This window comes from Bradyrhizobium amphicarpaeae, from assembly GCF_002266435.3.
In the GTDB taxonomy this organism is placed as follows: domain Bacteria; phylum Pseudomonadota; class Alphaproteobacteria; order Rhizobiales; family Xanthobacteraceae; genus Bradyrhizobium; species Bradyrhizobium amphicarpaeae.
Map to the genome: position 1 here is coordinate 6,396,743 of NZ_CP029426.2, position 15,723 is coordinate 6,412,465.

Below are 15,723 nucleotides of genomic sequence, written 5' to 3' on the forward strand. Positions count from 1 at the left end.
CAGGCCGCGTCAAATCGGCCCCGCTCCGGCGCCATCACGCAAGATTTGGCGCGTCAGCGGCGCGAATCTGGGTTTATGCGTCATAAATAATTTCACGGGGGAAATGTTCATGTGCCGGAATGCGGGTGTTGCCGTTGCGATTGGATTGCTGTTGACGTCCTTTGTCGGTTCGGCTTCGGCCCAGCAGGCGCCGCTCAAGATCGGCGTGCTCTCCGACTTTTCCTCGGTCTATTCCGATATCGGCGGCATGGGAAATGTCGAAGCCACCAAGATGGCGATCGAGGATTTCGGCGGCCAGATGTTCGGCAAGCCGATCGACATGGTCTCGGCCGACGTGCTCAACAAGCCCGACGTCGCCTCCACCATCGCCCGCAAGTGGTGGGAGACCGAGGGCGTCGACATGATCATCGACCTGCCGACCTCGGCCACCGCGCTTGCGGTGATGGAGCTGTCGAAGCAGTACGAGAAGATCATGATCGTGACGGATGCGGCGAGCTCCGACATCACTGGAAAATCCTGCTCGCCCTACACCGCGCACTGGACCTACGACACCTACGCCAACGCGCATACCGTCGGCAGCGCGATCGTCAAGAACGGCGGCGACACCTGGTTCTTCCTGACCGCCGACTACGTGTTCGGCCATTCGGTCGAGCGCGATACCGGCGATGTCGTGAAGGCCGCGGGCGGCAAGGTGCTCGGCAGCGTCAAGCATCCGCTCAACACCGCCGACTTCTCCTCGTTCCTGCTGCAGGCCCAGGCTTCCAAGGCCAAGATCATCGGCCTTGCCAACGGCGGCGGCGACACCATCAACGCGATCAAGCAGGCCGGCGAGTTCGGTATCGTCGCCGGCGGCCAGAACCTGGCCGCGATCGTGATGTTCATCTCCGACGTGCACAGCCTGGGCTTGAAGCTCGCGCAAGGCCTGATCATCACCGAGGCCTATTACTGGGATCTCAACGACAAGACCCGCGCCTTCGGCAAGCGCTTCCTGGAACGCGTCAAGCGGATGCCGACGATGAACCAGGGCGCCACCTACAGCGCGACGCTGCACTACCTCAAGGCTGTACAGGCCGCGGGCACCAGGGACACCAAGACGGTGATGGCGAAGATGCGCGAGCTGCCGGTGAAGGACGCCTTCACCGACAACGGCATGCTGCGCGAGGACGGCCGCATGGTGCACAGCATGTACCTGTTCCAGGTGAAGAAGCCGGAGGAATCGAAGGGGCCGTGGGATTATTACAAGCTGCTCGCCGAGGTGCCCGCCGACCAGGCGTTTCGCCCGTTGAAGGATGGCGGCTGCCCGCTGGTGAAGTAAGGTGCCCGCCCCGGATCGCGCCGATAATGATCCGTTCAACAAGCCTCGCTCATTCGCCTGACCCATTCGGCAGGCGAGCGGCAACGGCGACGCGCAGCTCGAATTAGCGGCAAGAATGCTTCGCGCCAGCGTCTGATCTGCATCAAGTTGCGGTGCAAAATTTGGCTGCAATGTTGAGGCCGCCCTTCCGCGAAATCAGCGGGCGGGCGCTCGTGTCTCAACAGTGGGCGCCGCTTCACGGCGTTTTGAACAGATGAACTTCACTCCGGGTCGCGTCATCGCCGCGATCGCTGTCCTCGTTGCAGGCGGCGGCTATTACTATTGGCAGCACCGCGATACCAACACGCTGCCGACGGGCTTCGCCCGCGGCAACGGCCGCATCGAGGCGGTCGAGATCGACATCGCGACCAAGACGCCGGGCCGGATTCGCGAGATCCTGGTCAACGAAGGCGACTTCGTGCGTGTGGGCCAGGCTTTGGCGCGCATGGACACCGAGCAATTGCAGGCCCAGCGCCGTCAGGCCGAGGCGCAGCTCCAGCGCGCGTCCATCAATGTCGAGACCGCGAAGAGCCTGGTGAACCAGCGCGAAGCCGAACGCATGGCCGCCGAGGCCGTGGTCGACCAGCGGGTTGCCCAGCTCGACAGCACGAGCCGCAAGCTCGATCGCTCCGAACAATTGATCAAGACGAGTGCGGTGTCGCAGCAGGTGCTGGACGACGACCGCTCCGCCAACGCCACGGCGAAGGCGGCGCTTGCCGCGTCCCACGCCCAGGTCGCCGCATCGGAAGCCGCGATCAGCTCCTCTCGCGCCATGGTGGTCGATGCCGGCGCTTCGGTCGATGCCGCCAAGGCCGCGATCGAAAGCATCAACGCCGACCTCAACGACAGCGTGCTGAAGGCGCCGCGCGACGGCCGAGTACAATATCGCGTGTCGCAGCCCGGCGAGGTGCTCGCCGCCGGCGGCCGCGTCCTCAACATGGTCGATCTCGGCGACGTCTATATGACGTTCTTCCTGCCGACGGCCGATGCCGGCCGCGTCGCGATCGGCGCCGAGGTCCGCCTCGTGCTCGACGCCATCCCGCAATATGTGATCCCCGCCAAGGCCACCTTCGTCGCCGACGTCGCGCAATTCACGCCCAAGACCGTCGAGACCGAGGAGGAGCGCCAGAAGCTGATGTTCCGGATCAAGGCGCATATCGCACCCGAGCTGCTGCGGCAGCACATCGAGCATGTGAAGACCGGCCTGCCCGGCATGGCCTATGTGCAGCTCGATCCGGCCGCGCAATGGCCCGACAATCTCAAGATCAAGCTGAACCGATGAACGCGACTGCCACAGCCGATGAATCGGCTGCCGCCGGCAGCGTCGTGCATCTGGAAGGCGTAGGCCTGAGCTACGGCAAGGCCCGGGCGCTCGATGCCGTCACGCTCGACCTTCCGTCAGGCTGCATGGTCGGACTGATCGGCCCCGACGGCGTCGGCAAATCCAGCCTGCTCTCGCTGATCGCCGGGGCCCGCGCGATCCAGCAGGGGCACGTCAATGTCCTCGGCGGCGATATGGCGAGTTCGCGCCATCGCCGCAACGTGTGCCCCGACATCGCCTACATGCCGCAGGGCCTCGGCAAGAATCTGTATCCGACCCTGTCGGTGTTCGAGAACATCGACTTCTTCGGCCGCCTGTTCGGACACGGCAAGGCCGAGCGGACCAGGCGGATCGCCGGCCTGCTGCGAGACACCGGGTTGACGCCCTTCGCCGACCGGCCGGCGGCAAATCTATCCGGCGGCATGAAGCAGAAGGTCGGCCTGTGCTGCGCGCTGATCCACGATCCCGAACTCTTGATCCTGGACGAGCCGACCACCGGCGTCGATCCGCTGTCGCGCCGCCAGTTCTGGGAATTGATCGCCTCGATCCGGCAAGGGCGGCCCGGCATGAGCGTGATCGTCTCGACCGCCTATATGGAAGAGGCGGCGCAGTTTGATTTTCTGATCGCGATGAACGCGGGCCGCGTGCTGGCGACCGGAACGCCGACCGCGCTCAAGCAGCAGACCGGGGCCGATACGCTCGACGACGCCTTCATCCGCCTCTTGCCCGAAGCCGATCGCGACGACCATACCAAAGTGGTGATCCCGCCGCGGAGCGACGACCATGAGGAGATCGCGATCGAGGCCGATCACCTGACCCGGCGGTTCAACGGCTTCGTGGCCGTCGACGACGTCAGCTTCCGCATCAGGAAGGGCGAGATCTTCGGCTTCCTCGGCTCGAACGGATGCGGCAAGACCACGACCATGAAGATGCTCACCGGCCTCCTGCCGGTGAGCGAAGGCACCGCACGGCTGTTCGGCAACACCATCGATGCCGGCGACATGTCGGTGCGGCGGCGCATCGGCTACATGTCGCAGGGCTTCTCGCTCTATTCGGAGCTCACGGTCGCACAAAATCTCGATCTCCATGCGCGCCTGTTCGAATTGCCGGCGGAGACCATCGCCCCGCGCATCAGCGAGATGATCACCCGGTTCGATCTTGCCGACGTCACCGATGCCCTGCCCGATACGCTACCGCTCGGGCTGCGGCAGCGATTGTCGTTGGCGGTCGCGATGATTCACGCCCCCGACATCCTCATCCTCGACGAGCCGACCTCCGGCGTCGATCCGGTCGCCCGCGACCGCTTCTGGCAGATCCTCGCCGAGCTTTCCCGCAAGGACAACGTCACCATCTTCGTCTCGACCCACTTCATGAACGAGGCCGAACGCTGCGACCGGGTCTCGCTGATGCATGCGGGCAAGGTTTTGACGTCGGACACGCCCGCGGCGATCGTGGCCGCGCGCGGCAACACGACGCTGGAAGAGGCCTTCATCGCCTGCCTGGAAGAGGCTATCGCGGACACGCCGGAGCCGGCCGGCCGACCTTCGATCGCTTCGCCCCTGCCGGCCGCGACGGCGGAGCCCGCACGCAAGTTCAACCCGACCCGCATGCTCGCCTATTCCCGGCGCGAGGCGCTCGAGCTGCGGCGCGATCCGATCCGCGCCACGCTCGCGATCCTCGGCAGCGTGCTGCTGCTGTTCGTGCTCGGCTACGGCATCAGCATGGACGTCGAGAACCTGACCTTCGCCGTGCTCGACCGCGACGACAGCGCGATCAGCCGCGACTACAGCCTGCAGATCGCGGGGTCGCGCTATTTCACCGAGAAGTCGCCGATCATCGACTACGCCGATCTCGACCGCCGCATGCGTGCCGGCGAGATCGGCCTCGCCATCGAGCTGCCGCCGGGCTTTGGCCGCGACGTCAGCCGCGGCCGCCACGTCGAGATCGGCGCCTGGGTCGACGGCGCAAATCCGACCCGCGCCGAAACGCTGCGCTCCTATGCCCAGGCGATCCACGCGACCTGGCTCGCGCAAAAGGGCCGCGAGCTCTACGGCGAGGCGGCAATCGCGGGCTCCTACCAGCTCCAGCTGCGCTACCGCTACAATCCGGACGTCCGGAGCGTCGTCGCGATGGCGCCCGGCATCATCCCGTTGCTCCTGATCATGATCCCTGCAGTGCTCGCCGCGCTCGCGGTCGTGCGCGAGAAGGAACTCGGCTCGATCGTCAATTTCTACGTGACACCTGTGACGCGGCTGGAGTTCCTGCTCGGCACCCAGCTGCCCTACGTGGTGCTGGCCTTTGCCAACTTCCTGCTGCTGGTCGGCTTTGCGCTCACCGTCTTCCGCGTGCCCTTCACCGGCAGCTTCCCGACCTACGCGGTTGCCGCGCTGCTCTACGTCACGGCGACCACCGGCATCGGCCTCGTGATCTCGGCCTTCATGAAGAGCCAGATCGCCGCGCTGTTCGGCACCGTGCTGATCACGCTGATTCCCGCGATCCAGTATTCCGGCTTGATCGATCCGGTCTCCTCGCTGCAAGGGGCCGGCAAGATGATCGGTCTTGTCTATCCGACCAGCTATTTCGTGACCATCTCGCGCGGCACCTTCTCGAAGGGGTTGGGATTCGGCACGCTTCACAACGAGCTCCTGGCGCTCGCTGTCATGATCCCGGTGCTGGTCACCGCAGCTGCGCTGCTCCTGAAGAAACAGGCCCGCTGACCATGCGCCTTGGCAACCTGCTCCAGCTCGGAATCAAGGAATTGCGCGGACTGGCGCGCGACCCGGTGATGCTCGTGCTGATCGCCTATTCCTTCACGTTCGCGATCTATGAGGGCGCCAACACGCTGCCGGAGACGTTGAACCGTGCCGCGATCGCCATCGTCGACGAGGACCAATCGCCGATCTCGACGCGCATCACGACGGCATTCACCGCTCCCTACTTCTCTACGCCTCGGATGATCTCGCAATATGAGATGGACCGACGGATGGATGCCGGTCTCGACACCTTTGCCCTCGACATTCCGCCGGACTTCCAGCGCGACCTGCTGGCGCGCAAGGCGCCGGCCATTCAGCTCAACGTCGACGCGACACGCATCTCGCAAGCCTTCAATGGCGGCGGCTATGTCGAGCAGATCATCGGCGCCGAGATCGCCGAGTTCCTGGCGCGCAACCGCGAAGCTCAGATGCCGCAGATCGACCTGGCTCTGCGCGCCCGTTTCAATCCGGAGCTGAAGAGGTCCTGGTTTGGCGCGATCGACCACCTCATCATGTCGATCACCATGCTCTCGATCATCCTGACGGGCGCGGCGCTGATCCGCGAGCGCGAGCACGGCACCATCGAACATTTGCTGGTCATGCCGGTCACGCCGCTGGAGATCATGGTCAGCAAGGTGTGGTCGATGGGTGCAGTGGTGCTGGTGGCCTCCGCGCTGTCGATCGCCTTCGTGATCAAGGGATGGCTGGCGGTCACGATCGACGGCTCGGTCGCGCTGTTCCTGCTGGGCGCGGCGCTGCAGCTGTTCGCCACCACCAGCATGGGCATCTTCCTCGCCACCGTCACCGGTTCCATGCCACAGTTCGGGTTGCTTCTGATGATGACCTTGCTGCCGCTTCAAACCCTGTCGGGCAGCATGACGCCGCGCGAGAGCATGCCGCAATTCGTCCAGGACATCATGCTGGCGGCGCCCAACACGCATTTCGTGATGCTCGCGCAGGCGATCCTGTTCCGCGGCGCGGGCCTGGAGGCGGTGTGGCCCCAACTGGTCGCGCTCGCCGTGATCGGCGGCGTCTTCTTCGTGATCGCGCTGCGGCGCTTCCGCGCGTTCCTGGCTTAGGCCCCGGCTAGAGCTTGTGCCCCTTCCGGCGCAGCGCCTCGATCAGGCGCTGCTTCAGTTCGTCGGCGGCCTTCTGGCTGACGTCCTGGCCGATCTGCGCACTCGCCTGCGCCAGCGCGTCCGACTTCTCCAAAAACTTCTTTCCGGCCGGCTGGGCGTAGAAGCCGTCGATCTGGCGCAGCTCGTCCACCGTGAAACTCTGGGCATAGACCACCGCGATCTGCTCGACCATGGACGCAACGAACGGAGCATAGATATTGGAGCCGGGTGCCGTCACCGCATCGTAGTCGCGCTCGATCTCCGGCCTGTCCTGCGCAACCACGGGCCGAAGCTTGAGCAGGAGCTGCGGCAGCAAGGCGCGGTACTGATCGGCGACCTTCAAGGTGACGACGAGCTTGCGCGCCGCGCTCATCGCCTCCGGCGACGGCGCCTGTGCCGATGCACCGCAGACGAGAAGCAGGAGAGTGCCGGCGATCGTCAACAAACGTTTGGACATGAGGCTCTCCAGGACATGCGGACGATGCTTCAGCGGTTCGCGGGAGCCGCACCGGGGGGCGCGGCCTGCGCGCTCTCCACGATCTCCGGCTCCTCGACCTCGGTCACCTTCACGAACAGCTCCGGCACGCGCTTGGCGCGGTCGAGCAGCCAGGCCGCGCCGATCATGATGGCGATGCCGACGATGGAGACGGCGAGCTGCTCCCAGACCCCCTTGGTGTATTGCGTCAGGATCCAATGCGCCGAGAACGACAGGAACACGCCGAGGCAGAAGATCGGCAGCGAATGCTGGCCGCACAGGATGACGGGCCGCAGCCAGGCCCCGTGCAGCACCCGCCATTTGCGCGAGATGAAATGGGTCACCCAGATCGCCAGCGCCAGGAAATGGGTGAAGCGCAGCATGTCGAGGTCGGTCTTGTCGATCGGGTAGATCGCCTTGATCATCCATTTCGGGATCAGCGCCTCGAGCGCGGGGACGTGCCAGGTCATCACGATCAGCAGCGCGAACACCAGCCAGGCCGCGGCCAGCCCCATCGCCGCCCTCGACCACACCCATCCGGCGATCTTGTCGATCTGGCCGACGCCGCACCAGGCCGCGAACACGAACATCAGCTGCCAGCAGAACGGGTTGAAGTACCAGGTCGTGCCGGGCGGATAGGAAGCGATGTTCCAGTTGAGCCAGCGAGACAGCACGTAGAGCACGACGGAGGCGGCGAGCGTCAGGTTCGGCCGGCGCACCAGGCACCAGATGATGAAGGGCGAGGCGAGCACCAGCGTGATGTAGAGCGGCAGCACGTCGAGATTGACCGGCTTGTATTTCAGCAGGATCGCCTGCCCGATCAGTTCGTCCGGATGCGACAGGAAGTTGAATACGTTGAACTCGTGCTGGTACATCGGATTGTCGAAGCGGCGCGCGGTGCGGGCGATCTGCGCGGTGAACAGCAGAAACAGCATGATGTGCGCGACATACAACTCGGCCGCACGCCGCCACAGCCGCTTCATCGCGGCGAGAAACCAGCCGCCGGCGACGATCGGTCCGTAGATCCAGCCGACCAGATAGCCGGAGATGAAGACGAAGAATTCGGCGGCATCGCTGAAGCCGTAATTGCGCAGCGTCAGCCACGCCACGACGTCGTGCGGGATGTGATCGAGGAAGATCATCCACAACCCGATGCCGCGGAAGAGATCGAGCCTGAGGTCGCGCTCGACCGGCGCCAACAGAGCTGACTGGTCCCGTGTGATCATGGCCCCGCCTCGTCCGATGGGCGTCGCGCCATGGCGGCGCCGGCAAGATGCGATGCTAAAAAATGTTAATCAAAAGTCCATGGCCCTGCGGCTGGTACCGACGGTAGCCGACCTTGGCTTCGGTGCAAGGGCATCGTCGCTGCGGTGTGCGAGGCTGCATCTCGCAGCCGCCTGGCGACGGGCCCGATCAAAAATCGCGAAAACAACCCCATGCACAGTAGCTAACCCTTTGTTGCAATTATAAGATTTACTCGGCATTTTTGGCCCGACGGGTCGGTCCGCGGCGGCGCAATGCAGACCCGATCGGACACGGCGTCAGATTAGCTCGCTGCCCTGTCCGAGCACCTCGCTCAGCATCGCCTCGGCCTTGCGCTGGAGCGGCCGCGCGCCGCTCTCGGAGGCGATCGCGATGGCGGCGCGCAAGGACGCGAGGATGGCTGCCCTGCTCTCCGCACTGGAGGCCGGCGTCACGATGGCCTCGCCGAACAGGGCCTCGGCCTCGAGGCCCGAAAATCCCTGTTGTCGCGCGGTGTTGCGGGCCTCGCGCAGCATGTTCTGCGCGGCCCTGACATCGCCGAGGCGGCAGGTCGCGAGCGCAAGATAGATCGAGCTGCGCAGCACCGCCGAGGTATAGCCGACCGCCTTGGCCTCCTCGCGCGCCTCGGTCAGCATGCTCCGCGCGCGGTCGAACAGCCCCTGCTCCAGATAGGCCATGCCGAGGTGGCAGGCCAGCACCGGCACGAACAGCCGGATGCCGTGCTTCTGCGCCAGGACAAAACCGTCCTCGAGAATGGCGGCGGCAGCCGCCGGGTCGCCCCGGCCGAGCATCAGCCAGCCGCCGCTATAGGCGGCTCCCGCAAGATCATACGGGCGATTGGTTTCTGCCGCGATCGCGGCGGCCTCGCGCTGGAGCTGCTCGGCGGCGTCGAACTCGCCCATGACCGTGTGGGTAAAGCTCTTCATCATGCAGCAGAGCAGAAGCAAATACCTTGGAGTCGTCCCGATCGGCGCGCTGGCGTCCGGTCCCGCTAATTGAGCGTGCGCCAATGCCACCGTCCGCTCTGCCTCGTGGTAACGGCCGGCAAGGAAATAGGCTTGCCCGAGACCATATCTTGCCAGATTGAGCCACCCCAGATTGCCCCACCCTTGCGCGAGGCGGACCACCTCTTCATTGACCACGACCGCTTCGACCGGCGCGCCATAGAAGTTCTGCGCGCCGGCCCTGACCGTCATCGCGGCGACCTTGCGTCCGATGTCGTCGATCGCGTCGGCCCGCCGCTCCGCCTCCTTTCCCAGGTCCAACCACTCGGCGACCTGACCGGACGCGATGAACGCCGAGCGCGCCTCCATCCGCAGATCGATCGCGTCGGCCTCCCGCGCCCCCCTCGGCGGAGTCTTGTCGAGCGAGCCCATCGCGCTCTCGAAATAGTTGGCCGCGTCCGCAAAAGCCGACCGGCTCAAACATTTTCGTCCGGCACTTCTGCCGTGGACAAAGGCCTTGTGCCAATCCTTGGCGCGCACCGCGTGATAGCACAGCGTATCGGGCTCATCCGCGCAGGTTTCGTCGCTCTCCAACGTCCCGAGAATGCGTGCATGAATCTCCTCGCGCACCTTTTCGACCATCGAGTCGTATGTGACCTGGCGAACCATCTCGTGGCGAAATTCGAGTTCATCGCCCAATTCGCTGTCGATCCTGACCAGCAGCTCGGCGCGATCGAGCGCGGCAAGGCAATCCTGAACGCTACCCTCGGGAAACTCGACGAGCCTGCGCAGCATGGCGACGCTCGATCGCGGCCCAAGCGCTGCCGCGATCTGCAGGATGGAACGTTCCTGCCGCGACACGCGATCGAGGCGTGCTGCGATCACGCCCTGGATGCTCGAGGGGATGCCGAGTTCGTCGATGGGACGCACGAGCGCGAGATCGCCCCATTGGCCACGAAGCGTTCCGCTATCCCTCAGCCCGCGGCAGACCTCCTCGATGAACAGAGGGACATTGGCCGTGTGCGAGATGATCCGGTTCTTGAGATCGTCGTTCGCGATGGAGGGACCGAGCATGTCTGCCAGCATGGCCAGCCCCGAATCGTCATCGAGGGGCCGCATCGCCACGATTTCGGCGTGGCAGCGCGCGATCCACACCGGCATTCCGTTCGGCCTGGAGGTGAGGAGTACGAGAAGACCGGGCGCCTGCAACGAAGCAATCGCAGCCACGACCGTATCGCTGGCCCGGTCGATCCAATGCAGGTCCTCGAGCAAAACGACCGCTCGCTGGCGGCGAGCAAGCCCCTCGACGACGGCGCAGCTCGCATCGGTAATCGCGCGCCCCCGTGCATGAGGCTCCAGCTGATTCCACTCGGGCTCCGAGATCGGCAGGTCCAGCACGGCGTCGAGGGCGCTTTGATGGATCGGTGGCAGATCGCTTCGCGGGTCGCCGGAGCCATCCGGATCCTTCCCGGCCGCCTCCAGCAACGAAAGCAAGAGGCGCTTCAGCGTACTGAACGGAGCGCCCTGGAGGTTCGGGCTGCATTCGGCATCGACCAGGCGCCAGCCATCGGCCTTGCGTTCCTGGGCGAACTCGTGCGCCAGCCGTGACTTGCCGATGCCCGCATCACCCAGCAGCAGGACCGTCTGACGGCTGGCACCCACGCCGCCCGCGGCGCGGCCGAGCAGCGCCCGCTCTGTGACACGATCGACGAACCGTGAAACACTGCGCGCGCGCCGCACCCGCCAACTCGAAAGATCGCTGGCGCCGACGATTCGATAGACCGGCAGAGGCTGGTTGAAGCCACGCAGGGTCCTGCCGCCCAGGAACTCAAACCGGACATGCCCATCCGCGAGCTTCTGGCAGGCTTCCGACACATAAATCTGATTCGCTTCCGCCGCCGATTCCAGCCGCGCTGCCAGATGCTGGGCGGCACCGCCGATCTCGTAGACCTTGGAAAACTCGCTGGCGACCATGTAGGCGACGACATGTCCGGAATGGAGGCCAACCCGCACCTGCAGGCCGGGATCGCCGAGGCTTCCGACGCGCCGGACGAGTTCGAGCGCCGCATGGCAGGCCAGCGGGGCATGGTTGTCATCCGCGATGGGAGCGCCGAACACCGCGGCGATCCCGTCACCGAGCTCCTTGCTGACAATGCCGCCGAACTGACGCACCGCCGCTCTCATCGCGGCCAGGGCCGGCTCAAGGCGCGAGATCGCCTCCTCCGGCTCCAGCTCTGCCACCAGCCCGGTCGAATCTACGACGTCGGCACGGAGAATGGTGACGAACCGGCGTTCGCTATCGGGATCGGAACGTCGCACGGCCAGCCCGCATTTCGCGCACCAGCTATCGCTCGGGTCGATCGTCGCCTGACACGCGACACAATGCATTCCTGAGCCTTCAAAAGTCCTATGCCGACCGGTGCTCGCGGCGGAGCTTGGCGTAGAATACCCATCGGGACATGCATGGCAATCGAACTTGCAGCAAAACATAGCTGTGTCGTCCGAGGTGGCTCTCTGGACGAAATGCATTTTCGGGTGGTAGCTTCGTCGTCGCGCGAAAATGGGGCCGCGCGTCGGTGGGGCGCCGAGGCTTTCATAACGGCTGACGAGCTTTTGCTGGGCTGCACGATTCCCTTATCAATTTGATCGTATCGAAGGACCAGACGATGGGCGGAAGGACATATAGCGGCAAGGCTTTCAGGGATTTGATGAACGCCAATTACTATCCCCTCGCGAACATGAAGAAGAGCGTCGCCAAGCTCAAGGCATCCGACGACATCGACCTGCCGACCCTGGAATACGGCCAGTACCATTTGATCCTGAACCCGCCATCGAGATGGCCACAGGGCAGCGCCAAGTACTGGCACAAGGAAAAAGGCCGGGCTCGTCTCGACCTCAGCACCCAGCCGAACACGGTCCCGTTGTCCCGTGACGAACCCGGAGTGATTCCCCTGACGCGCTGCGACCTGCTCGATGCCTGCGTCCGGAAGTGCTTCAACTCCGAGCCGCCGATCCCGATGAAGACAAACATCATCGTCCACGCGCCGAGCGACGCCTATGCCCACCGGCACGAGATCCGGCTGGAGTGGGACTACAAGAAGGGCTCGGACAAGCCGACGCTGCTCCATCTGACGATGGTCTGTCCGTACAGGTCCTGATCGCCAACCCGCGCTCCTGTGCGGATGCCTCCATCAAGGCATCCGCACGTTGCTCTCGCTGACTCCATCGGTGCATCATCGATGCCGGGCACGCGGGCCGGCAGACCGGTCGGGCTGTTATCGCGAAAACAGTACAACCGGCGAAGCGCGAAGTTTCCGGCAACGGATGCGTCAAGCAGCCTGCGTGAACGCCAGCTTACCGATCGCATCTCTCAATACGCTGACGTCTGCCCCCGGCCGGGTCCCTTGCTCGGCAAGATGTCGGCGGAACGATCGCGCGCCAGGGACCGCGTGGAATGCACCGACGAAATGCCGCGTGATCGCGTGCAGCCGCGTGCCGCGTGAAAGCTGCCGCTCGACATAGGGTATCATCGCCTCGAGCGCATCCTGCATGGTCTCGTGAGGCGGCACCTCGCCGAAGATGTCGGCATCCACCGAGAGCAATCGCCACGGCTCCTGATATGCCGCGCGACCGAGCATCACGCCGTCGACATGCGCAAGATGCCCTCTCGCCTCGTCGATGCTCAAGATGCCGCCATTGATGATGATGGGCACATCCGGCATTGCGCACTTGAGACGATAGACGCGATCATAGTCGAGCGGCGGGATGTCACGGTTCTCTTTCGGTGACAGGCCGTTGAGCCAGGCTTTCCGTGCATGCACGATCAGCGTATCGCAACCAGCGGCGACCACTGACCGGGCCAGCGTATCGAGCGCGACTTCAGGATCCTGGTCGTCGATGCCGATGCGGCATTTCACCGTCACGGGAATGGCGACCGCCCGCTTCATCGCGGCGATGCCCTCGGCCACCAATTGCGGCTCCGCCATCAGGCAGGCACCGAAACGACCGTCCTTCACCCGATCGGACGGACAGCCGACATTGAGATTGATCTCGTCGTAGCCGAAGCCCCCGCCGATCCGCGCGGCCTCCGCAAGGTCGCTCGCGTTCGAGCCGCCAAGCTGCAACGCGACCGGGTGCTCGACCTGGTCGAACCCAAGCAGCCGCTCCCGATCGCCGTGAATGACGGCGCCGGTCGTGAGCATTTCCGTATAGAGCAACGCCGACCGGGACAGCTGACGGTGGAACACCCGACAATGGCGGTCGGTCCAATCCATCATGGGGGCCACGGAAAAGCGACTTGGCGAAATCTGCAAACTTGCTGCCTTCTTGGAGGAACGTGCTTTCCATACAGGAAATAACGCGAGGGGTCACACAACACTGCCCGCGACATTCCCCCCGACGCAAAAATGGCCCCGCGCGATGCGGGCCATTTTCGTATCGGATCCGGTCAAATCCAAATTTGGTTGCGGGGATAGGATTCGAACCTATGACCTTCAGGTCATGAGACAGATGGGCAAACGTTCAAACTATTGATTTCACTGTATTTAAATCTTCAGAAAATATTCTTGTGCTAGTGTTTGTGCTGAAACACGAAGAATTCAGCCTCTTCGACAAGGGAAAGCGGCAACGCGACTGCATCGCGTTCTTATTGTAGGTATTCGCAGCTTATAGACCTTGAGTGTCGCCAGCCGCTATCCACGGCATCGAGCCAGCGTTCCAGATGCGGGAACGGATCAACGTCCACGCAATCCAGCATCAACCTTCTGGCGTCGCCTTTCCAGGCCGCGACAGGAGCACCAAGTCGGTCGCTTCCTCGGCATCCCTGAGGAGCGTCTTGCGTGGCGTACCTATCAGCGCACGCATCGTAAGGCCACGAGCAAAATCCGTGACTTGGATCGCGCGTTCGGCCACAGGAAAGTCGGACGGGATTTCGCCTGCGGTGATCGCGTCCCGGAACCGACCTTCCACCAGCGCGGCGCCTCCGGCGGTCGCGTTTTGCAAGAACCTCCGTACCTCAGGGTCATCCACAAGCGGCGCGACGCAAATCAGAAGGCATCCCCGGGCGGACCCTTTCTCGGTCGCACTTTCGACGGCGAACCTCAGGAAGGCCGAGATCGAGGCGCGAAGACCCTGTGGCGAGAGGAGCACCTTCGCCGCGCGATCGCCCTTCGCCTCAGCATACGCCTTAAGGACGCGCAAGAATATCGCCCGCTTGTCGCCAAAGACGGCATACAGGCTCGGCCTTCCCACGCCCATCCCCGCGACGAGATCGTCAATCGTGACGCCGTCAAAGCCTTTCGACCAGAACACCTGGGTGGCCCTTTCCAGCGCCCCCGTTTCGTCGAAGCTGCGAGGCCGTCCACGCGGCTTAGCAGTATTCTGAACCATCCAGTTAAAAAATCCTTGCAACGCATCTTTGATTGCGACAATATATAACTGAACAGTTCGAAATTAGCAAGCTGGCCTGGGCCTCGCAGGGCTTTCCGACTCGAACTTCACCCTCAACATCGGAGATGCCCATGGAAAACTCGATCGCTCTCGTCACCGGCACCACTTCCGGGCTTGGTTATGCCGCAGCCCGCTTGCTCGCCATCAAAGGCTACAGCCAGGTCATCGTCACCGGCCGCAGCCTGGCCGGGGTTCAAGAAACGGCCGCACAACTCGCGGCTGAGACCACACGAAAGGTCTTCACGCCGTTCGAGCTGGACCTGGACAAGCCGCTCAGCGTTCAGTCTGCGCTCGCCGCGCTGGTCAAGCGAGGTCGGCCGATCGATTTCCTGCTGCTCAATGCAGGGATGGTTCCTGGCAAGGCGCGCGTGATCACTGCGGAGGGCATCGAGGCTTCTCAGGCGCCGCTGATCGGCCATCATCAACTGACCGTCGGCTTGCTTCGTGCCAACCTGCTGAGCCCCAACGCGAGGATCGTTATCGCCAGCGCGGAGCCCGCCCGAGGGGGCGTGCCCATGTTCAAATATACCAACGTGCCCGCCTTCGCGGCCAAATACTTCCGGGACGACCAAACCGCCGCTGTTGAAGCCCTGATTCGCAACGGGCCGAACGTGACGTACGCGCCCAACAATGCGTATGCCGATGCGAAGCTCATTGTCGCTTGGTGGGTCGCGGCGCTGGCGCGCCGGCTACCCTCCGGCATGGCCGTGTACGCTGTCTCGCCCGGCGCGTCGAACGCCACCAACGTGGCGCGAAACGCTGGCCCGTTGTTGAAGTATCTGATGATTCCAATCGTCAACCTCATTCCCGGCATGAATCAGACGCCGGAGACCGCGGCTGGTCGGTACCTCCAGGCGTCGGAATTCGGAACCGACGTCTCAGGGGAATTCTTCGCCTCGGCCAAAGGGAAGTTCTCAGGCCCGATGGAAGTCCAGCGCCAGCCACACCTCCACAATCGCGCCAGCCAGGAATCTGCCTGGCAAGCCGTGGTCAAGGTCTCCGGCATCGACTTGTCTAATCCATCATCCCTGAGCGCGGTGTCCTGAA

General features: G+C 64.0%; 11 protein-coding genes. 6 read left to right on the forward strand and 5 right to left on the reverse strand.

Annotated features, from left to right (window positions below):
• Positions 1 to 109: 109 nt before the first annotated feature.
• From CIT40_RS30020 to CIT40_RS30035, 4 genes are all read left to right on the forward strand, one after another.
• Positions 110 to 1,315 (forward strand): ABC transporter substrate-binding protein, encoded by a 1,206-nt coding sequence (locus CIT40_RS30020; protein ID WP_094892942.1) that lies wholly within the window; start codon positions 110 to 112, stop codon positions 1,313 to 1,315.
• A gap of 253 nt (positions 1,316 to 1,568) precedes the next feature.
• Entirely contained in the window at positions 1,569 to 2,636 is a 1,068-nt protein-coding gene (locus tag CIT40_RS30025) for an HlyD family secretion protein (protein ID WP_094892897.1), read from the forward strand.
• Entirely contained in the window at positions 2,633 to 5,392 is a 2,760-nt protein-coding gene (gene rbbA, locus CIT40_RS30030; RefSeq protein WP_167443382.1) for a ribosome-associated ATPase/putative transporter RbbA, read from the forward strand. The genes CIT40_RS30025 and rbbA overlap by 4 nt, the downstream gene beginning before the upstream one ends.
• Positions 5,393 to 5,394: 2 nt before the next feature.
• Entirely contained in the window at positions 5,395 to 6,507 is a 1,113-nt protein-coding gene (locus CIT40_RS30035; protein WP_094892899.1) for an ABC transporter permease, read from the forward strand.
• A gap of 7 nt (positions 6,508 to 6,514) precedes the next feature.
• Here CIT40_RS30035 and CIT40_RS30040 read toward each other — a convergent pair whose 3' ends face one another.
• The 3 genes from CIT40_RS30040 to CIT40_RS30050 form a co-directional block, all read right to left on the reverse strand.
• Entirely contained in the window at positions 6,515 to 7,003 is a 489-nt protein-coding gene (locus CIT40_RS30040) for a DUF2059 domain-containing protein (protein WP_094892900.1), read from the reverse strand.
• A 29-nt stretch (positions 7,004 to 7,032) separates the two neighbouring features.
• The gene (locus tag CIT40_RS30045; protein ID WP_094892901.1) at positions 7,033 to 8,247 is read right to left on the reverse strand and encodes an OpgC domain-containing protein; all 1,215 of its coding nucleotides are present in this window, start codon (positions 8,245 to 8,247) and stop codon (positions 7,033 to 7,035) included.
• 315 nt (positions 8,248 to 8,562) lie between these two features.
• Positions 8,563 to 11,616, reverse strand: coding sequence for an ATP-binding protein (locus CIT40_RS30050; protein WP_094892902.1), 3,054 nt, complete (start codon positions 11,614 to 11,616; stop codon positions 8,563 to 8,565).
• A gap of 278 nt (positions 11,617 to 11,894) precedes the next feature.
• On the opposite strand from CIT40_RS30050, the gene CIT40_RS30055 reads away from it, so the two are divergent.
• Positions 11,895 to 12,386: a hypothetical protein gene (locus CIT40_RS30055; protein ID WP_094892943.1), complete on the forward strand. Its 492-nt coding sequence runs from the start codon at positions 11,895 to 11,897 to the stop codon at positions 12,384 to 12,386.
• 171 nt (positions 12,387 to 12,557) lie between these two features.
• Here the strand turns inward: CIT40_RS30055 and dusA are convergent, their stop codons facing one another.
• Together dusA and CIT40_RS30065 are read right to left on the reverse strand one after the other, a co-directional pair.
• Positions 12,558 to 13,505, reverse strand: coding sequence for a tRNA dihydrouridine(20/20a) synthase DusA (gene dusA, locus CIT40_RS30060; RefSeq protein ID WP_094892903.1), 948 nt, complete (start codon positions 13,503 to 13,505; stop codon positions 12,558 to 12,560).
• 478 nt (positions 13,506 to 13,983) lie between these two features.
• Positions 13,984 to 14,616: a TetR/AcrR family transcriptional regulator gene (locus CIT40_RS30065; protein ID WP_094892904.1), complete on the reverse strand. Its 633-nt coding sequence runs from the start codon at positions 14,614 to 14,616 to the stop codon at positions 13,984 to 13,986.
• Between the two features lie 131 nt (positions 14,617 to 14,747).
• On the opposite strand from CIT40_RS30065, the gene CIT40_RS30070 reads away from it, so the two are divergent.
• Entirely contained in the window at positions 14,748 to 15,722 is a 975-nt protein-coding gene (locus tag CIT40_RS30070) for an SDR family NAD(P)-dependent oxidoreductase (protein WP_094892905.1), read from the forward strand.
• Position 15,723: the final 1 nt, after the last annotated feature.